Source organism: Paratractidigestivibacter faecalis (assembly GCF_003416765.1).
In the GTDB taxonomy this organism is placed as follows: Bacteria; Actinomycetota; Coriobacteriia; order Coriobacteriales; family Atopobiaceae; genus Paratractidigestivibacter; species Paratractidigestivibacter faecalis.
This window is the reverse complement of record NZ_QSNG01000001.1, coordinates 1,531,474-1,550,457: the sequence shown is the minus strand read 5'-3', so window position 1 is coordinate 1,550,457 and position 18,984 is coordinate 1,531,474. Positions and strand designations below refer to the sequence as shown.

14 protein-coding genes and 1 pseudogene are annotated in these 18,984 nt (G+C 62.2%); 4 read left to right on the top strand and 11 right to left on the bottom strand.

The features are described from left to right. Positions 1–47: 47 nt before the first annotated feature. Positions 48–1,637 (bottom strand): LCP family protein, encoded by a 1,590-nt coding sequence (locus tag DXV50_RS06940; protein ID WP_232817485.1) that lies wholly within the window; start codon positions 1,635–1,637, stop codon positions 48–50. Between the two features lie 196 nt (positions 1,638–1,833). Here DXV50_RS06940 and guaA point away from each other — a divergent pair, with 196 nt between their 5' ends. Next, positions 1,834–3,435, top strand: coding sequence for a glutamine-hydrolyzing GMP synthase (gene guaA, locus DXV50_RS06935; RefSeq protein ID WP_117205510.1), 1,602 nt, complete (start codon positions 1,834–1,836; stop codon positions 3,433–3,435). 617 nt (positions 3,436–4,052) lie between these two features. Here guaA and DXV50_RS06930 read toward each other — a convergent pair. Beyond that, positions 4,053–4,466, bottom strand: a complete 414-nt coding sequence (locus tag DXV50_RS06930; RefSeq protein WP_117205509.1) for a helix-turn-helix domain-containing protein — start codon at positions 4,464–4,466, stop codon at positions 4,053–4,055. Positions 4,467–4,606: 140 nt separating this feature from the next. Here DXV50_RS06930 and DXV50_RS06925 point away from each other — a divergent pair, with 140 nt between their 5' ends. Genes DXV50_RS06925 through DXV50_RS06915 form a run of 3 tightly spaced genes read left to right on the top strand, consistent with a single transcriptional unit; the run spans position 4,607 to position 6,313 of the window. Next, on the top strand, positions 4,607–4,810 hold the full coding sequence (locus DXV50_RS06925; RefSeq protein WP_006681531.1) for a hypothetical protein: 204 nt from the start codon (positions 4,607–4,609) through the stop codon (positions 4,808–4,810). A 1-nt stretch (position 4,811) separates the two neighbouring features. Then, positions 4,812–5,882 (top strand): site-specific integrase, encoded by a 1,071-nt coding sequence (locus tag DXV50_RS06920; protein ID WP_117205508.1) that lies wholly within the window; start codon positions 4,812–4,814, stop codon positions 5,880–5,882. A 5-nt stretch (positions 5,883–5,887) separates the two neighbouring features. Further along, positions 5,888–6,313: a plasmid mobilization protein gene (locus tag DXV50_RS06915; protein WP_117205507.1), complete on the top strand. Its 426-nt coding sequence runs from the start codon at positions 5,888–5,890 to the stop codon at positions 6,311–6,313. A gap of 3 nt (positions 6,314–6,316) precedes the next feature. On the opposite strand, the gene DXV50_RS06910 is transcribed toward DXV50_RS06915, so the two are convergent. The 9 genes and pseudogenes from DXV50_RS06910 to DXV50_RS06875 form a co-directional block, all read right to left on the bottom strand. Then, positions 6,317–8,020, bottom strand: coding sequence for a DUF262 domain-containing protein (locus tag DXV50_RS06910; RefSeq protein WP_117205506.1), 1,704 nt, complete (start codon positions 8,018–8,020; stop codon positions 6,317–6,319). 70 nt (positions 8,021–8,090) lie between these two features. Next, complete coding sequence (locus DXV50_RS06905) at positions 8,091–10,034, bottom strand: DEAD/DEAH box helicase (RefSeq protein WP_101677770.1); 1,944 nt, start codon at positions 10,032–10,034, stop codon at positions 8,091–8,093. Then, positions 10,021–11,232, bottom strand: coding sequence for a hypothetical protein (locus DXV50_RS06900; protein WP_079535895.1), 1,212 nt, complete (start codon positions 11,230–11,232; stop codon positions 10,021–10,023). The genes DXV50_RS06905 and DXV50_RS06900 overlap by 14 nt, the downstream gene beginning before the upstream one ends. Beyond that, positions 11,219–12,397: a hypothetical protein gene (locus tag DXV50_RS06895; protein WP_101677771.1), complete on the bottom strand. Its 1,179-nt coding sequence runs from the start codon at positions 12,395–12,397 to the stop codon at positions 11,219–11,221. The genes DXV50_RS06900 and DXV50_RS06895 overlap by 14 nt, the downstream gene beginning before the upstream one ends. A gap of 138 nt (positions 12,398–12,535) precedes the next feature. After that, positions 12,536–15,919, bottom strand: coding sequence for a DEAD/DEAH box helicase (locus tag DXV50_RS06890; RefSeq protein ID WP_117205505.1), 3,384 nt, complete (start codon positions 15,917–15,919; stop codon positions 12,536–12,538). A gap of 2 nt (positions 15,920–15,921) precedes the next feature. After that, complete coding sequence (locus DXV50_RS09725) at positions 15,922–16,782, bottom strand: class I SAM-dependent methyltransferase (protein ID WP_371736606.1); 861 nt, start codon at positions 16,780–16,782, stop codon at positions 15,922–15,924. A 24-nt stretch (positions 16,783–16,806) separates the two neighbouring features. Next, positions 16,807–16,881 (bottom strand): annotated as a pseudogene (locus tag DXV50_RS10085) (hypothetical protein); the annotation flags it as partial. 1,169 nt (positions 16,882–18,050) lie between these two features. Next, positions 18,051–18,263: a YlcI/YnfO family protein gene (locus tag DXV50_RS06880; protein ID WP_172596416.1), complete on the bottom strand. Its 213-nt coding sequence runs from the start codon at positions 18,261–18,263 to the stop codon at positions 18,051–18,053. 177 nt (positions 18,264–18,440) lie between these two features. Then, positions 18,441–18,662 (bottom strand): hypothetical protein, encoded by a 222-nt coding sequence (locus DXV50_RS06875; RefSeq protein ID WP_219350859.1) that lies wholly within the window; start codon positions 18,660–18,662, stop codon positions 18,441–18,443. Between the last annotated feature and the right edge of the window lie 322 nt (positions 18,663–18,984).

Below are 18,984 nucleotides of genomic sequence, written 5' to 3'. Positions count from 1 at the left end.
TTTTCGGGCTGCGGGGCGGGTCTTGGCACGCTCTCTGTCAGAGCTTGCTATGTGAGGTCGGATCCCAACAGGACGACAACGTCGTACTTTGTGGAGTAGCTGCCATCGTTCTCGCTGATGCTGGCGGCGTCGACGCCCAGGGTCTCGGCCACGCCAACGGCCTTGGCCTCGGAGCCGCTGTTGTAGACGATCTTGGTCGTCTTGGTATCGGAGGCGCCGGCGTTGTCGGCGGTGGCGGTGAAGCCCTTGCTGTTAAGGGTGTTTGCCTTGTTGGCGGCAAACCCGCTGGTGCTGGTACCGTTGAGCACGAGGACGCTGCCGCTCATGACCGCGCTGCCCTTGCTGCTGCTGGCACCGTCGCCGGAGCTCACGCCAATGGAGCCCGCGACGCCTGCGGTGATGTCCTGGTCGGAGCTCTCATACGGGGGAAGGCCCTGGTTGACACGCTCCATCATGGTCTTCCAGGCATCGGTGTCGGGCAGTTCGTACCAGCCCTTGTTGATGTAGCTGGAGATGGTGGGCGTCTGGCCCGAGTAGAACCCGGTGTCAACGTCAAAGTCCTTGAACTGCATGGCAAGGCCCAGGATGTCCGTCGCCGTGAAGTCCGTGGTCACACTGTTGGCCAGCTCGGAGACGGTGTTGGACATGCTGAGCGCATCGAGCTTCAGCACCTTCTTGACGATGGCGCCAATGACCATGCGCTGGTTGGCGGCACGATAGAAGTCCCCGCCACCGTACTCGTCGTAGGCGTGGCGGCTGCGGCACAGCCCCAGGGCCTGCGTGCCATCGAGCGTCTGCACGCCGGCGGGCAGCTCGATCTCCGCGTAGTCGGGGTCAGAGATGGCGACGGGCAGGTCGACCTCGACTCCACCGATGGTATCCACGATGGACGTGAACTGCTCAAAGTCCAGCTCGGCGTAGTGGGAAATCTTGACGCCGGCAAAATTGGAGACGACCTCGGTCATGTATGCCGCGCCGCCATACGAGTAGGCCGCGTTGATCTTCTGCTCGCCGTGCTCGCCCATGTCAACGAGGGTGTCGCGCGGAATGGAGACCAGGGTCACCTTCTGCGCGGGCGGGTCCACGCGCGCCAGGATGATGGTGTCGGAGCGGAAGTTGGCCGTGGAGCTGCCCCAGTCCTCGGCGCGTGCCTCGTCTTTGTCCACGCCAAGAAGCAGCATGTAGAACGGGTCCTGCGGCTTGACCTCGACGAGCTGCTGACGGAGCTCTGCGGTGATGCCCTCGCCCAGGCGGCTGTTGATGTTGTTGACGTACCAGGCAAACGCGCCGCCAGCCGTCGCCAGAATGATGCCCAGCGCAATGAGCACGGTGCGCACGACCTTGCCGGCTCCGCCCTTCTTGCGGCGAGCGCTGTAGGCCGCCACGCCCTCGGCGCGAGAGGTCGCGTGTTGTGCGACGCCCGCTCGGCGAGAATCGCGCTGGCTACGCTGCTGGCGAGCGCTTCTTGCCGTGCCAACCTCCTGGTAGCCGGCGGCTCCCTGAGACGCGCGCGTGGTGGGCGGGACGCCCGCGGCCGCGTGGCGGCCGACGCCTCCCTGGGGTTGCTCGAACCTACTGCGAGAAAGACGCGCCTGCTCGGCGCCGGTCATGCGCTTGTGGGGTCTTCTGCCAGCCAAAAGAGGCCCTTCCTGTCAGTGCGGCTCGGGGTCGCTGCTGTTCAGTAAACCCAACAAGAATAGGGGAGGGGAGTGTGCAGGGCGTGAAGGTGGACAAAAAAGCAGCTATCGCCCAAAAAATGCCTAACTGGAGTAACGTATGATGACTAAGGAAAAAGCCCGATTGGAGCATTTGGTCTTCGAAAGCGGAGGATACATGAGCCAAGCAAGCACCAAGCAGTTCGTGGCCGTCCTGGACTTTGGCGCCCAGTACGGCCAGCTGATCGCGCGTCGCGTGCGCGACCTCAACGTCTACTCTGAGATCGTCCCGTGCGACATCTCTGCCGATGAGCTGCGCGAGATGGCCCCGTCTGCGCTCATCCTCTCCGGCGGTCCCGCCTCCGTCTACGCCGAGGACGCGCCGCGCGTCGACCCGGCCATCTTCGAGCTGGGCGTTCCCGTGCTCGGCTTCTGCTACGGTCACCAGATTACGGCCGTGACGCTGGGCGGCAAGGTCGCCCACTCCGAGATCGGCGAGTACGGCCCGGCCACCATCGAGCGCGACCATGACTCCGTCCTCTTCAACTCCACGCCGCTCAAGCAGACCGTGTGGATGAGCCACCGCGACTCCGTCTGCGAGGTCCCGGAGGGCTTCACCGTCACCGCCTCCACCGACGTCTGCCCCGTGGCCGCCATGGAGAACGCCGAGCGCAGGATCTACACCACCCAGTTCCACCCCGAGGTCAAGCACACCGAGCACGGCCAGCAGATCCTCTCCAACTTCCTCTTCTCCATCTGCGGGCTGGAGAAGAACTGGAGCATGGACAACCTCGTTGAGACCATGACCAACGAGTTCCGCGAGAAGGTCGGCGACGACCGCGTCATTCTGGCCCTCTCCGGCGGTGTGGACTCCTCCGTGGTGGCCGCCCTCGGCGCCCGCGCCATCGGCAAGCAGATGACCTGCGTCTTCATCAACCACGGCCTGCTGCGCAAGAACGAGCCCGAGCAGGTCGAGGAGGTCTTCACCAAGCAGTTTGACGTCGACTTCATCCATGTCCACGCCGAGGACCGCTACGCCGAGCTTCTCGCCGGTGTGACCGAGCCCGAGGAGAAGCGCCGCATCATCGGCACGCAGTTCTGGAAGGAGTTCTTCGCCGTTGCCCAGCAGCTGGAGACCGATGGCAAGCCGGTGAAGTTCCTGGCCCAGGGCACCATCTACCCGGACATCATCGAGTCCGGCGCGCGCAAGACGGGCGGCAAGGCGTCCACCATCAAGAGCCATCACAACCTCATCCCCTTCCCCGAGGGCGTGAGCTTTGACCTCATCGAGCCGCTTGACCACTTCTTCAAGGACGAGGTCCGCGCGCTGGGTCTGGCCCTTGGCCTGCCCGAGCACATCGTCTTCCGCCAGCCGTTCCCCGGCCCCGGCCTGGCCATCCGCATCATCGGTGCGGTGGACAAGGAGAAGCTGGAGATCCTGAAGGGCGCCGACGCCATCGTGCGCGAGGAGCTTGACGCCTACAACCAGCGCCTCTTTGAGAAGACCGGCGAGCGCAACTCCGAGCACTCCTGCTGGCAGTACTTTGCGGTACTTCCCGACATCAAGTCCGTCGGCGTCATGGGAGACGAACGCACCTACCAGCGCCCGATCATCCTGCGCGCCGTGGAGTCCAGCGACGCCATGACGGCCGACTGGGCCAAGCTGCCCTACGACGTGCTGGCCCGCATTTCCGGCCGCATTGTTGCCGAGGTCCCTGGCGCCAACCGCGTGTGCTACGACATCACGAGCAAGCCGCCCGCGACGATTGAGTGGGAGTAGGTTGACAGGGTTCTGACCTGCACTTTTGAGTGCCGCACTGTGCTGCTGAGTTTCGTTTCGTACGATAGTCACGGCAAAGCCACCAGCGACATTGGTGAGTAAATACGATAATCTGGCCTCCGTTCCCGTGCTGGGACGGAGGCTTTTTCTTTGCCGTTTTACTCCCTTTCACCTGCGATTTCGCCATTTACTCCCCGTGTTTCAAGACAGCAAGGTACGGTGCGGCATTCGGAGGAATGGGAGTAAGGATTTATCCCAAGTGAGTAGGCGCTCGATTTTTGTCCCCGAGGGCCAAACGGGGCTGTTTCGGGCTCCGTGAAACTCAAATCGAACTCAATCGGCCTTTCGGCAGTCTCCGCACGGCGTTTCCCCAGGTGGTTAATGGGGAGTAAAGAATCTCACCGCGTCAAGGAAAGCGGGAGTAATCAGGGGAAATGCCACGGGGTACCGCCGTGTGCCGCCATGTAAGCCACCGCATCATTTACTCCCCAGGTGCGCCGAGAATGCCTTTGCATGCAATGGGGAGTAAAAACTCAGCATACGCAGGTGCGAGCGGCGCTCACCGCCTAGCTTGGCGTCCTGATTCGGTTGCGTTGATTGAGAAATGCGGAGAGCCGCTACAGCGAGGCTTTCCAGTCCTCGTACTCGTCGGCGTCGATCTCGCCGTTCTCGAGCTGCGCGCGCTTCTCGGCCCATAGCTTGATCGCCGTCGCCGCTTTGGCCGCGTGCGGAGCCTTGGCGTTCAGGGAGAGGCCCAGCCCGTCGCCTGCGGGCACGATGCCGAAGGAGTCCTCGAGCCGAACGAGCAGTGACATGAGGTCGCCCGCGGTCTCGACGCCGTAATCCTTGAGGGCGCTGACGGACACGCCGAGCGTTGCGGCGATGGACTCGAGCAGCTCGGGCCTCACGGCGCGGATGCCGCTCTCGTAGTGGCGCACGGCCCCCTCGGTCAGCCCGACGGACTCGGCGAGCTGCGCCTGCGTCATGCCGCGCAACTTGCGGTACCGCCTTATGTTCTCGCCTACGGACATGCGTCCTCCTCCTGGAATCACGTACCAGCACATCTTACCAGCGTACGCAAATGTACGCAATTCTATTGACAGTACAGATACGTACGTTTACTCTGAATCTGTAAACCGTACGTATATGTACGCTATTGATAGGAGGAGCCATGGACGAGAAGGTGGCAAAGACGCCGAGGCCGCACATGCTGGACGCCGACGAGGTCGCGGAGCTGCTGAGGATCAAGAAAGGCAGCGCCTACGAGGTGATCAGGAAGATAAACGCCGAGCAGGAGGCGCGCGGGCGCGTGGTTATCCGCGGACGCGTTCGAAGCGACGTCTTCGACGCCCTGTACTTCCCGGAGGTGGACTGACATGCCCGTGTACAAGGACGACAACAACGGCACGTTCTACGTGCAGTGCTACTACCGCGACGCCCGCGGCTCGAAGCGCCACAAGACGAAGCGCGGCTTCTCCTCCGAGGTGGAGGCCGCAGTGTGGGAGGGCCAGTTCAAGAGCCTTAACGGCGGGGCCATGGACATGACGTTCTCCGAGTTCGTCGAGGTGTACGCCTCCGAGGTGAAGCCGCGCATACGCGAGCACACGTGGATCACCAAGGAGTACATCATCAACGACAAGCTCGTGCCGTTCTTCGGGGACATGCGCATGTGCGACGTGAGACCGATCGACGTCATCAGGTGGCAGAACGAGCTCACCGAGCACCGGGACGCCGACGGGAAGCCCTGGGCGCCGACGTACCTGCGCACGGTGAACAACCAGCTCAACGCCATCTTCAACCACGCTGAGCGCTACTACGGCCTTGCCGACAACCCGGTGCGCAGGGTCGACAAGATAGGCTCGAAGAAGGGCGGCGAGATGCAGTTCTGGACCAAGGACGAGTACCTGAGGTTCAGCGAGGCGGTCATGGACAAGCCGCTGTCGTTCCACGCCTTCGAGCTGCTGTACTGGACGGGCATACGCTGCGGCGAGCTCCTGGCGCTCACGCCGTCCGACTTCATGCTGGATAGCTCGCGGCTGCGCATCAACAAGTCGTACCAGAGCCTCCACGGCGTGGACACCGTGACCGACCCCAAGACGCCCAAGTCCGTGCGCACGATCGTCATGCCCGCCTTCCTTCGCGACGAGATGGCGGACTTCATCGAGATGCGCGACGATGTCGCCCCCGACGAGCGCCTGTTCGCCGTGACCAAGCACTTCCTGGCCCACGAGATGGAGCGCGGGTGCAAAGCGTCGGGCGTGAAGCGCATCCGCATACACGACATACGCCACAGCCACGTGAGCCTGCTGATCGAGATGGGCTTCTCCGCGCTGGCCATCGCCGAGCGCATGGGCCACGAGGCGGTGGACATCACCTACCGCTACGCGCACCTGTTCCCCACGAAGCAGGACGAGATGGCCGCCGCGCTCGATGGAGCGAGGGGGTAAGCAAGATGCCGTGCGAGAACAGCGCCCGCAAGCGCAGCAAGACGATGGCGTTTCGCTGCACGCCCGAGGAGCACAAGCTCATATGCGAGATGGCAGCCTGGAGCGGCATGAGCAGGCAGGACTACATCATCGCCAAGCTCACCGATACCCAGGTCGAAGTGAGGCCCTCTGTAAGCGTGCAGAAGGCGTTGAAGGACTCGATGGCGGAGTTGTCCAAGGAGGTCCGGCTGGCGGCCTCCTACGGCGAGCTGAGCGAGTCCCTGCAGCAGAGGATCGAGCTCGTGATGAGGTTCTTCCTGGCGCTCGGCGAGGTGGTTGAGGCACCAGTGACGGAAGCGCCACCGCAAACCTCGCATTTGGAAGAGCCGACAACATCCGTCATGGATGCGGGCTCCGACACCGCAAGCATCTTCGAGATGGGGCGCATGTAAGGTTTAACGCCAGACCTCCAACGCCTTGTCCGCAAGCCATTCGGCGCGCTCTGCGATATCGCCCTCGCCCCAAGACTCCTTCTCCAGGGCGCCGGCCATGGTCGCAAGGCCGGCGGCGCAGAGGGCAAGACCGTCCTTGTATCCCTTTCCCTGCTTCTTGGTGGGCCAATCGGCATCGCGGATGGAGGCGTTGAGCGAATGCGTGATGATGGCGAGGTTGCCGAGCGTGAGGAGCTTCCTGTCCCTTCGCGTGGCAGCCTCATCGTCGAGGGCTCCCCATTTGTTGCGCCACTTCTTGGGCATCATGTGCTCGAGGGTGTACTGGTTGAACCCGAGCAGGGCCGTGCTGCTCATGCCCGGACGAATGGCGCTTTCCAACAGATAGAGAACGCCCTTGGACTGGAGGTTGTACAGACACGATTCCTCGAACGCCGCTCGAACCTCGGCGTCGCCGGGCATGTACGTCGTCGCCTCTTCGTTGGCTTCGAGAGCCTTCCTCAGGGCCTCCGCGTCCTTCACCTCGTTCAGGATCAGCGAGGTGAACAGCCTGTTGTAGTTCTTCGTGGTCGCCTGAACCAGCGTTCGGCGGACGATGTAGCTCTCAAGCAGGGCGAAGACCTCGGATTCCTCGCCCGAAGACTCCGCGTTCTTGCGAACGTAGAGCACGTACGGGATGAGCGTCGAGTTCTTGAGGCCGAATATCAGCACGTTCAGGCGCTCGACGCCGGGAGCGGAGGGGATGTCCGCGTCGCAGTAGCCGGGGTCGAACGTGGACTCGAACACCTCGGCATACGCCTTCATGCTGTCGAGGATCTCGTCCTTGTCTCCGTTGCAGTACCTGCCGATGAAGTCCTTGTAGGACTGGAAGAGGTTGGACGTGCGCGAATAGAAGAGCTTGTCCTCGGTCGTGACGCCGCGCTTCTTGTCCTGAACCAGGATCTGGAGGAACGCGTCGAAGAACAGGTCGACGAGCGTGCGCTTGATGCGCCCGGTAACGACCTCCTGCTCCCAATACTCCCTCTTCTCCGCCGTGGGTTCGAAGACGTCCTCCCAGCACTCCTTGAACGCCTGCTCGTTCTCGCGGTTGAAGAAGTAGTTCTTGAGGAGCTCCGCCGTCGTCAGGCGCACCCCGAGCGAGTTGATGGTGTCGAATATCTGCTGCTCGTCCTCGCCCTCGGTGAGATCGATGCAGACGAACTGGACGTTCGACTTGATCGTGTTCCTGTCGACCTTCTCTGGGTCGATGTTCTTGAGGAAATAGTTGTAGGCAAGGACGATGGACGAGGAGCCCTCGACAGGCTCGCAGCCCGTGGCGCTGACGACCTTCTCGAAATCCTGCCGGTCGTACTTGCCATGTCTCAAGGCGACTTCGCCGGTCTCCAGGACGAAATCTCGCTCGAACAGCCTATCGGCGTCGATTCTCGCGCAGAGTGCCTTGAAGAAGATGACCATGGTCGTGAGGCGCTGCTGGCCGTCGATGACTGTGCGAACCTCGGACACCTCGGACCAAGTGTTGCCGGAGGAGGCTTGCTTCAGGATGATCGAGCCCAGGAAATAAGGTCGCTTCGAAGCCGTGACGAACTCCATGTCGCCGAGGAAGCGCTCCCATTGCTCTTCTCCCCAGACGTACGCCCTTTGGTAGAAAGGTATTTCGAGCAGGCGCGATCCGTTGAACACGCCGCTTATCGTAGATTTTCCTGCATCCATCCTTAAAGCCCTATCTTTCCTTCGCAGTTGTTACTTATGAGCCAATATCGTCAGTGCGCCGTTCGGCCTCTTAGTATTCCAGGCTCTTGGCATCTTCTCCCAGCAGGCGCTCGAAGACGATACGCAGGTCCTCGTCATCGAGGTAGCCGCCCTCAAGGCAGCCGCGGTCGATGGCGTCGAGCATCGTCTGCTCCTTCTCCTTCAAGCGGTCGTAGATCACGGCGTCGAGGGATAGCTCCCTGCCGTCGCGCATGAACTTCTCGCGCATGAAGTAGTAGCGCGTCTTCTGGTCGTCGGGCAGGCCCAGACGGTGTATGCGGTCCTTTGACTGCAGCAGGTGCACCAAGTTGTAGCTGTACTCGAAATACACCGCGTCGTGGCAGACGCTGTGCAGAGAGACCGACTCGGCAAGCGTCTGCGGGTTGGTCACGAGCACCCTGAAGCGCCCCGCGCGGAAGTCGTCCAGAATCTCGCGTCTCTCTTCCTGTGGCGTGGCGCCGTAGATCGCCTCTGCCGGAATCCCCATGGCGGCGAGGTCGCGGCGGAGGTTGCTGATGCTGCGTACGAAGATGCACCATACTATGACGGGGCGGCCTTCGGCGACGATGCGCTCCACGAGCCGCTCGCACGCCACGAGCTTCGAGCTCGGGCGGCTTCGCTCGATGGCCTCGTAGAACGTCTGCGAGAAGTCGACGTAGTCGATATCCGAGTAGTCATCGCCGACCTGGTCGAGCACGTACTCGAGGTCGCCTGGGTCCACTGCAGAGCAGAGCATCTCGGGGTCGCTCTCGAGCTGCAGGGTGCGTATGATCCTCGCGAGCGCGTTGGGGCAAGACGCGTACAGGACTCGCAGCAATGTGTCCTCATCGGGCGTCGCCTCGACCTCCACGATCTCGTCGGGCTCCGGGCGCGGCACGCCGAGCTCGTCCTTGTTCGTTCGGCAGAAGAAGGGCGCCAGGCTGTCGTTGAGGCTTGCCTGGAGGTCCGCATCGGGCGCGCGGAGCTCGCCCGGCTCGTAGCCGAAGAACGTGTCGTAGTCCTCGGGGTACAGGATGTGCAGCAGGTTGTAGATGTCCTGGTAGGTGTTCGGGATGGGCGTTCCCGTAAGGGCGATCACGAACTTCGCGCCGTCGGCCGCCTCGAGCGCGGCTTCCGCGCGCCTGCCGCCGATGGCCTTCACCCGGTGCACCTCGTCGAAGACGAGCAGGGTCTGGTCGGGGATGATGGCATGCAGCTCCCGCACGTAGCCCGAGAGCGACTCGTAGTTGAACGTGAACAGGTTGCACGCGCCGCTGTCGAGCGACAGCGCGTTGCGCCTGCGCTCGGTCGACATCGCCGCTATGGCGGGGTCTCCCAGCGAGAAGCAGCTCAAAGGCAGCTTATCCCCGAAGGTGGCGACCCACTCCTTCTCCCACGACTCGAAGCCGTTCTTGGGGCAAACCACCACGATGCGGCGCGCGAGCCCCAAATGGCGAAGGTAGGCGAACACGCCGAGCACCGTCGCGGTCTTGCCGGCGCCGGGCACCGAGAAGTCGGCCGCGCGCCCAACCGTCGCCATGAAGAAGGCGTCGAGCATCTGCCGGTCGCGCAGGGGACGCACCATCGAGGCGTTCACTACGTCGCGGAACTCCCGGAAGCGCGGCCCCAGCTGGGGGTCGTCGGCGATGCCCTCGGCGGTCTGCGCCTTGATGGCCAACCCCACCTCGGAGCGCTCGCGGATGTAGGTCTCGCCGGCGTTCACGAAGGCGCCGAAGCTCGGGTCAACCGCGACCTCGACGCCGTGGCCGTCGGCCTCCATGATCGCCTCGAGCATGTCCTGGCACTCGCGAAGGCCCATGCCGCCGTCGAGTAGGATGCGGTCGCGATCGGTGCCGTCGACGGCGCTCGCCGGGTAGTACAGCCAGGCGCGCCATGCGGCCGAGGCCATGAACGAGGCGATGTCTTGCCCCTCGATGCGCAGGTACATGCCGGGGCGCGCCTCGTCGTAGCAGACGACGGCCCTAGGCGCGCTCATCGATCTCACCGATCAGCTCTTCCACCTTGTCGGCGACGGCAACGAGGTTGCGGCGCACCTTCTCGAGCTCGTCGGGTCCCAGCACGTCGAGCATCTCGGGAAGGATCTTCTCGAGCTCGGAGAGGCAGTCGGCGGATTTCTTGGCGGGCGTGTCCATGAGCTTGACGCGGCGCACGGTCTCTCTTGCGCGGTCGCCTGCGCGCTTGAAGCCGTCGACGAGGTTGCCGTCCGAGCGCAGCTCGCTCACCTTCTCGCGCGTGAGGGCGTCGGGACCCATCTTCTCGAGGAGCTCGGACATGGCCTGCAGCTCGGCGGCCTTGAAGTCGGCCTCCGCATCCGTGCCTGCCACGCTGCCGAAGTCTCTCACGTATCGGGTGATGTCGCCCTCGGGCTGCACCACCATGTTGGCGAACATGAGTCGTTTGACAAGCTGTTTGTCGCGCCTGTTGTCGTACTTCTTCAGCACGCGGCTGAACTCGCCCAAGGGGCCATCGACCTTGAGGGCGCGGGCGAGGTGGTACTGCTCGGGGGCCTGGCAGAATTCGAGGAACTCCTCCATGTACTGGGCGCGGTCGACGAGTTTTTTCACCTCCGCCTCGGTCATGCCCGTCGCGTTGCCGTACTCCGCAGGGGTTATGAGGTGGTTCTTAACCACGTCGCGGTATACGCCGACGAGGCGGTCGACGGGATCGTACGCCACCTTCTCCTCTTCGCCGATTTGGATGGCGAGCTCGAGCAGCTTGATGCGCTTGGGGTCGCTGCCTGTGGCGTCGTCGAGGATGGCGGCCTCGAACCAGCCCGCCTCGTTGTTCGCCCGCGCGAGGCGGCGGACGCAGGTCAGGCGTCGGTTGCCGTCGATGACGCGTCCGTCGTTGAGCACGATGCCCGGCCTAAGCTGGCCGCGAAGGGCGATGCTCTTCTCGGTCTTCCTGAGCGCGCCGGGGTTGCTCTCGACGATGAAGTCCTCGATGACGCCGTTGTACTCGTCGCGGCCAAGGGCGAGCAGATCCGCGCCCTGCGCGGAGTTGTACTCGCTTACCCAAGTGGCGATGCGGTCGTTCTGGTCGTTGTAGAACAGCAGATCGCACTTGATGCGGTAGATGTCGAAGTCGCGCGTCACGTTGTCGATGGAGTGCTTCTCCTTGCGACCCGTCGGCAGGACGTTGCCAGTCGCGATCCCTTCCTCAAGCAAGCTCATTTCGTGCCTCCTTCTTCCATGCCTCCATGGATGAGTAATATGCGTCCCCGATGTCGTCGTAGTAGACGTCGGAGTTGTAAATGGTCGTCGTCAGAAGCGGTGCCGGGCACGTGATGCCCAGATCGTTCGCGAGCAGTCTCGGCAGGTCATCGCGCTCGATTCCCTCATGGTGGGCGACGATCCACTCGATGAGGTCGGCTGCGGAAAGCCGCCCCTCGCCTCCGGCGACGAACACCTTGGTTCCGGCGAGCGTGCAGCTGCGCAGGAGCCCTCCCGCGTCGAGCAGTCCCTCGTAGAAGTCGTCGGGCATGTCCAGCCCGTACAGCGGATGCGGAGTGGCGCCGCCCGCGCGCAGGCTCGCCACGGTGAAGGGCTCGCCTTCGGGCGCATCCACGCTCACCGCGGGCGCGTACGACTCGATGTCCGCCATGCGCGCGCCTAGCACGTCGTGCAGCCGCGAGAACGAGATGTAGCTGTCGCCCTCGTAGAGAAGTAAGCGGTGGTCCGAAAGCGCCTGGCGCAGCACCTGGCGGAAGGCGGGGTGCTGCCACACGGCGTTCTCGAAGCCGGCGTCGCCCTTCGCGAAAGACGGATGCTCGGCCAGCAGCCGCGTGAAGTGGTCGTTCGGGGTGCTCCCTTCTCGGAAGAGCAAGCCGCGGTCCTCGTAGTAGCCCGCATCCTCGATGCCGCGGTCGAGCGCTTCGGGCGGATCGTCGGGAAACTCGAAGGCGAAGCGCCGACGCACGAGGCCTTCGTCGCAGATGCGGCCGGCAAGCTCCCGGGCAAGGAAGCCCTCGAGGGTGGGTGCCTCGCGCTCGGTGTCGTGCGCTACGGGCACATCCGCACGGGAGGCCGGGGCGCCCGTCGGGCATTCAGCGACCTCGACGCCAAGCCACTCCGAGAAGCTCACGTCCGCGGGCTCGGCGAACAGGTCGAGCCATATCGCGGCGATGCCTGCGCTGAAGCCGTATTCGCGCTCGTAGGCTTTCGCGGCGACGTTTCTGGGCTCGTCCGCATGGCGCTCGGCGAAGGCGCGCACCTGACGGCGGCGGTCGACCTTGCCGAACCCGACAGAGAGGTGGTCGCCCAGGGTGACGCCCTCGTCTGCGTTCCAGAAGACCTGCTTCAGCTCATCGTAGAGAGCGATGGGCGTGGTGATCCCCACGCGCCTTAGCTCATTGCGCGAGACGCGAAAGACTAGACGGGCGCAAAGTTCGGTATCCTCACGCCGTGCCGCACTCACCGCCGCTCGCGCAGCCTCTGCACGCCCATCCTGTTTGCTGTCGACTACTTCCGCCACGCGCTACGCCTCGCCCAGCTTGGGCCCGAAGACGCGCTCGACGTATGCCTCCAGCGTGCCCTCCTTGGCGAGCTCCGCGGCGTCCGCGAGCTCGAAGTTAGAGTCACATCCTTGGCCGACCTCGTCGTGGAAACCCAGGATGAAGTGGGTGGCAATCTCGTAGATAATCTTGGTGGGCGCGATGCCGAACACCTGATGCTCCAGGATGTGGTCCAAACGCTCGCGGTCGTCCGGGAAGGCGGCCTTCATGCCCTCGCTTCGGTACAGGCGCTTGATGATCTCGGTGATGTAGAGGCCAGACTTCATATACAGGTCGGCGAAGGTGTGGCTCGGGTCATCGAAGCAGCCCGGGTTCTCCTTCTCGAAGAGGTCCACCATCTGAACCACGACGTTGCGCGGCGTGAAGATCTGATTGGTCTTCTGGGGCGGCACGTAGTCGAAGATGTCCTCTGTCTGGAACTCGTCGAAGTAATTGGCCAGGCGTTCGCGCAGCTTGATGAACTCGCTCACGGAGTCGTTGAATACGACCTCGTCGAAGAGGTGCCCAACGAAGCGCTTTACCTCGCCGGTCTCGCCATCGGTGTAGTCGCCGCCATCACGCAAAAAGCGGAACTCATCAACGGTGATGCTCGTGACGTCCTGGAAGACGTCAGCGGGGATCACGGTGTCGAAGTTCGCGAGCGTCGTGCCCTCTTCGCCGTAGGCCATGAGGAACGACGGGATGGTACGCGAGAAGCCGCGCAGATGAGCGCGCACCTTGTCCTCGATGCCCTGCTTCTCGTCCTCTTTCTTCGCCGTCTCCACCTCGCGCACCACGGTCTCGCCGGCGCGTTGCACGAGCTCCTCGCGGGAGTCCTCGAGCTTCTGGGCGAGCGTCTGGAACGCCTCCGCTTTCTGCTCGTCATGGCGCTTGTTCACCTCGGCGCGCTCGGTCTCGCTTGTCGCCGCCTTGAGCTCGTCCTTGCGCGACTGCTCGATGCGGCGCGCCTGAATCTGGTAGTCGCCGACCTGGCGGTTGAGTTGGATGTCGGCGTCCGCCTGGACCTTGCGCTCGATCTGCTGCTGCTGGCGCGGCTTGAGCTCGCTGCCGTAGCTCTCCTTGGCGGCCTGTACCAGAGGCGCGGTCACGCTCTGCTTGAAGGCCTCCTTGAGGTTGTCGAGCATCACCCGATCGTCGTCATCGGCCTCGTGGGCTTTCGCGATGTCGTCCATGTGGCCTGAGAATTCGACGGCGATGTCGCCGTAGACCTTCGGCCCGAAGATGTCCGCAGCCTTGCCTACGACCTGCTCGTCGGGAATCTCCACCTCGCCCTCGTCGTTGATGGAGAGCTCGTCGGCCGTGCCCTCATCGATCTCGACCTTGTTCTTCTCGGCGTTCTGTGCCTTGCCCTGCTCGTAGGGATCGAAGCGCTGGATGATCTCCACGACCTCTGCCGGCGCGCGGAAGACGCTCGCGATGTTCTGGAACAGGAAGTTGCTCATAAAGCCGCGCCTGACCACCTCGCGGGCATGGATGCGCCTCGGCACGCTGAGCACCTGCTCGGCGTCGAGCTCGACCATCTGCCCCTCTTCGTCCTCGCCGTAGACGGGGAAGAAGTTCAGCAACTGACGGATATGGCGCTCGCGCGTTTCGACATCGCCGCCGCCGCGCGCGGTCTCGCCGTACAGGTCGTTGGCGAACTGCTCAAAGATAGTAAGCGTGCGCGCCGGGTCGAAGTCGAAGACGTAGGCGTTCTCCTTGCGCGCGTAGTTGCCGCCGCCCAGGTCGAACAGGCACGGGTTCTGGCTGCGGAAGGCCGCCTGCATGTACAGTGCGGGGCTCGCCATGTTCGAGAGCATGAGCACGGCGGTCCACTCCGGCACGGTCACGCCCGTGGTCAGCTGGCCGACCGAAAGGGTGATGGTCCTGTCGTGGTCCTTGATCGCGCGGCGTACCTTGTCGAGCGATTTCTCGTTCTCGTCATCGGCGTCGATCTTGCCGTCGCCAGCAGCGAGTACCACCTCGTAATCCTTGAAGACGGGGTGCGCCTGCAGCTTCTTGGCGAGGGCGCGGGCGGAGTCGACGCGGTTGAGCATCCAGAACGTGTGACGCAGCTCGTCGCGCAGCCCGGGTGTCGAGAACGGGAACTTCTCCTGCGTGGTGAGCGCGTCGAGGAACTTATCCACGTCGGCGTCGTGCACGAAGCCGCCGTTGTGCTTGGTCGAGAAGAACTCGTTGAGGTCGAAGGCGAACTCGGTCTGCTCGCCATCAATCTCCATGCCGCCGCGGGCCTCCTGCTCGACGATGTCGCTCATCTGGTAGGTGAGCAGGTTGAGCTTGGGGAGGTTGGCGTAGGGGTTCGGCTGCTCAGAGTCGGCAGGCCAGTCACGCTTGGCCTGCTGCTCGTCGGCATAGGTCCAGTTGTAGATGGCGTCGTCGGCGAACTTCTCGTTTGCGATGGCCTTGAAGGGCGTGCCAGAGAGGTGCAGCGTGAAGCGGCGCTTGATGTGGTCGAATGCCACGTCGGTCTTGAAGGTGTCCACGCCCTCGTGTGCCTCGTCGATGATGAGCACGTCCCAGGTGAGGTCGGCCACCTCGTCGAGCTTCTGGTACACGCCGCCGAAGCGGATGGAGCCCTTGAGGTCCTGAAGGCTCACGAACTCGATGAACCCCTTGGGGCCTTCCGGGTCGTTGCGGATGGCGCGCAGGTACTCCTCGCGGCTGAGGCAGTAGGGCTTGCCGGTCAGAGCGTCCACGCCGCTGATGAAGCGGTAGCCGCCCTCCAAGCCCACGAACTTCACGTAGTCGTCGTACCAGGAGTTGGCGATGGCAGGGCGGTTGGTGACGATGAGCACCTTCTGCGCGCCGATACTGCGGCACAGGTCGTATGCGGTGAGCGTCTTGCCGAAGCGCGGCTTGGCGTTCCACAGGAACTCGCCGCCGTGCGCGCCGCCCTCGTCCCAATGGGCGCGGGCGAAGGCTCCCGTCTGCTCCACTGCGCGCTGCTGCTCGGCGCGCAGGGTGTAGGAGGCAGCGCCGGGTGCGTCCAGCACGCCGTCGGTGTCGCGGAACCGGTAGAACTGCTGGTGAGACTCCTCGCCGCTAATCTTGAACCATTCCTTCTTGGGTTCGCGCTCGACGCCCTGCTTCTCGAGGTAGGCGTGGAAGTCGGTGTCATGGAACGTGCCCGCACGGTGCTCCCACGTGGCGTTGCCGCTCCACTCCAGATGCCACTGCACGTCGGCGGTGTGCGTTTGCTGTTTGATTCGCTCGCGCACGTCCTGCTCGGTGTAGCCGATCTTGGTCCAGCCGTTGTGGCGGACGATCTCGGGCGTGGTGTAGGCATAGATCTGCGGCACCGCGGGAGCGGTGGTCTCGATGATCTGGGAGATGTCGATGCTCGCCATTGCTAGTCCATCTCCTTCACATGGGATTCGATGAACTGAATCTCCTCGTCGTCGAGGCCGTACTTCGCATAGAGCTGACGGTCGATGTCAGCAACAGACTGCGACCAATCGATGTCGGAGTCAGAAGTAAAGTCCTGTAGGGGGACATACTTCCATTTTGGTGCGGGATTGTGCTGCGTAATCTTCAGAATTCCGAGCATGGTCCGAGCGAACTTCGATTTTATGTATTTGAGGAGAGCCGTAGCTTCCGCTTCGGAATTGAAACTGCCAATGCTTATGAAGGACTGCGTATGCCCTATTAAGGGCCGCCCTATTAAGGGCGTAGAAAGCACTTCTCCAAGCGCGCCCGATCCGTTGGCGGCAGGAACAAGTACTTTCCATTTGTCGAGGTTCGGATGCGGAGCGATATATCTGGCGGAAATGAACTTGTAAGCTCTTCCGGCGCGACCTCTGCCAAAGATTCTGATGCAACTATCTCCGTCGCCAGGCATCTCGTCAAAGAAAACTACATTGTTAAGGTTGTCGAGAACGTTTGTCTTAAGGTCATAGTCGTGGTTCTTGCTCAACAGACCATGGTCGTCGTCAACATAACGAATCTCGGGATGGTCTTCGTGCATGGCTTCAGTGAAGTGGTAGCTATCGGCCGCGAAGATGATATCGCCGAGGGGTTGGATGCCATGTTTTACAACCTTCTCTTTGATGGTACGAAGCTCATCGAAATGTGTGAACACTTCTATCGCACCGAAATCCCGATCAGCATCTCGATAGGTAACGGCAACACCGCCCTTGATGTCGGTATTCGGAAAGGCGCTGGACGCATCCGCTTTATAGCTCATCACTTTGAAATGGGGGTCGTTAAGCATCTTCCTGTTCCAGGCCTTTGGGGTTGAGCCGGCGTCAAATAGGAATCTAGCGGGAGTGACAAGCTCCACCTTGTCGGAAACCTTGAACGCCGAGTCCATAAACTCGTGATAGATGGGCGGTGCATAGGTCTTATTGCCAGAATCTTGTTCCGCCACTGAAAGCTGATATGGGGATTACCGATTACCGCATAGAACTTCTTTCCCATAATTGCTGCCTCACCTTTCAATGCGGCGAACTCGAAGGGCTCGCCGTTCTGCCAGTCGTATATCACGCAGAGGGGAACCGTTTCCCTTGGCTCCTCTTCTTTGGTCTCTTCGGTTGTCTCGTCGGGGAATACGTCATCGAACAGGTCGAAAAGCGACGGTTGCATCGGCTCCGGCTCGGGCTCCTCGAACGTCCCCAGGGTCGACTCCACCTCGGCGCCCATCTTGTTGGTGGGCACGGCGTCTGTGAAGCCGTTCATCTGCCAGAAGTTCCAGGAAACGATCCATGCCGCCTGCTCGAGCTCGTCCTGTTGGGGGCCCGACCCCCAGCGATTGCGGAGATGCTCGACGAACGTCTCGAGCACATTGACGCGAGCAATAAGCAGGTTGTCGCCCTGGTACTCGAAGCCGTACGTCGCGCGCAGCGCGTCGAGGGCCCGGCGCACCCATTCCTTGCGAGTCTTGGTCTTCTCGGTCACAACGCGAAGCTTGCGGTCAAGGAAGCCTACGCGCTCGCTTACGGGTAGCTCGTCTCCCGTCACGGTGTCGTAGCGCGAGCACACAAACGGCGCCTCGCCACACGTGATCTCGAGCCGCGTAGCCTCCACGTATGCGCGCCAGCCGTGTCCCTTTGACTTTGGAAATTCGATTGGATCACTAGTCGGCGTCCATGTATTGGCGCCATCATCCGCAACGATCTCGGTGTTGAAGACATCGCGCCGGCCGAACCAAGCCTCGTCCAAGTCGTTGTTCATCTGATTGCACAGCCATGACGGGGTGAACACCTCGGCGCGGCTCTTGGTGCGCTGGGATTGCTTCTCCTGCTCTTTGGCGATGCGCGGCTTGATGACGCCGGAGTTCATGCCCGTGATCTTCTCGACGGTCATCTCGTCATCGCCCATGTAGCCGTCGCCTAGGGCCTCGTATTCGTTGTCGGCCCATATGATGTTGCGCCCCGTAGTGCGGTCGCACAGCAACGTCTTGAGAATGAAAGTCGGGTATCGGCGGTCGAAGGACTCTATGAAGCCTTCGACCGAGATGTCGTGCATTGGCTCCGTCACGGGCTATTGTCCCTTCTTCGCGAGCTCTTCGATCATGCAAGTGCGCACAAAGGCGGAGAAGCTCATGCCGCGAAGGGCAGCCTCCTCCTTCGCCGCGTCGCGCAGGGTGTCGGGGATGCGCAGGGTCACAGATACCTGGTCGCCGTTTACCAGGAAGCTCCTGATCTCGGTCTCGCCGGGGTTACCCTTGATGAGCTCCTTATAGCCGTTAGACATTCGCGCCTCTATCCCTCGAAATGCAATACAAATGCGTTTTCTGAATTATAACGCAGCGGTACGCCGCGGCACTGGGAATAGGGGGACATCAGCCGCTCGGACACAATGCGACACCGGGCGGCGGAGAAGATCATCCGGCCGGAATCAAGGAACAGTTTCCGGACCGGGTTTCGTTCCTCAGTTATCGCGCGGTTTGACTTTGGCCCGCTCCTCCGCATAGAGGACCTCGTTCTGAGCCTCCAGGATGCGCGCCGCGTCGCCGATGCGCTCGGCACACCTCTCGCTTATAGACCTCAGGGCCAGGACCCCCTCGACGTCGAGCGGGTCCAGCTGGTCGGCGTGAGCCAGGGACTCGAGCAGCTGGTCCAGGCCCCTCGCCAGCCTCCCGGCATCTGCCACCGCGTCGAGCAGTTCGAGGCGCTATATCTTTTCTTCGTAACCCAACATCTGCTTGTCTCCTTCTCTCAATGCTCATGTACGGTAAGGAAGCAAGCAACCGAAAACAAGAGATAGACCGCCAGCACTACACTATTCCGAACCAAAGACCAAAAGATAAGCATTGTGGGAAAATCTAAACTTTTGGATTTTCCTACAATGCCAACTACGGCGGAATCCCTCCCACTCCTTATATCTTTCTGTATACATTGAATTTGTATTTAGTAAAATGCAGACAACACCACGGATCGGCTTTTGGTTGGACAATTCCAACCAAACACCACAG

Coding starts and splice junctions, on each gene's coding strand:
- DXV50_RS06890 (WP_117205505.1), bottom strand. CDS start 15,919: ATGGCGAGCATCGACATCTCCCAGATCATCGAGACCACCGCTCCCGCG.
- DXV50_RS06915 (WP_117205507.1), top strand. CDS start 5,888: ATGCCGTGCGAGAACAGCGCCCGCAAGCGCAGCAAGACGATGGCGTTT.
- DXV50_RS06905 (WP_101677770.1), bottom strand. CDS start 10,034: ATGAGCGCGCCTAGGGCCGTCGTCTGCTACGACGAGGCGCGCCCCGGC.
- DXV50_RS06920 (WP_117205508.1), top strand. CDS start 4,812: ATGCCCGTGTACAAGGACGACAACAACGGCACGTTCTACGTGCAGTGC.
- DXV50_RS06910 (WP_117205506.1), bottom strand. CDS start 8,020: ATGGATGCAGGAAAATCTACGATAAGCGGCGTGTTCAACGGATCGCGC.
- DXV50_RS06900 (WP_079535895.1), bottom strand. CDS start 11,232: ATGAGCTTGCTTGAGGAAGGGATCGCGACTGGCAACGTCCTGCCGACG.
- DXV50_RS06925 (WP_006681531.1), top strand. CDS start 4,607: ATGGACGAGAAGGTGGCAAAGACGCCGAGGCCGCACATGCTGGACGCC.
- DXV50_RS09725 (WP_371736606.1), bottom strand. CDS start 16,782: ATGCTTAACGACCCCCATTTCAAAGTGATGAGCTATAAAGCGGATGCG.
- DXV50_RS06930 (WP_117205509.1), bottom strand. CDS start 4,466: ATGTCCGTAGGCGAGAACATAAGGCGGTACCGCAAGTTGCGCGGCATG.
- DXV50_RS06880 (WP_172596416.1), bottom strand. CDS start 18,263: ATGTCTAACGGCTATAAGGAGCTCATCAAGGGTAACCCCGGCGAGACC.
- guaA (WP_117205510.1), top strand. CDS start 1,834: ATGAGCCAAGCAAGCACCAAGCAGTTCGTGGCCGTCCTGGACTTTGGC.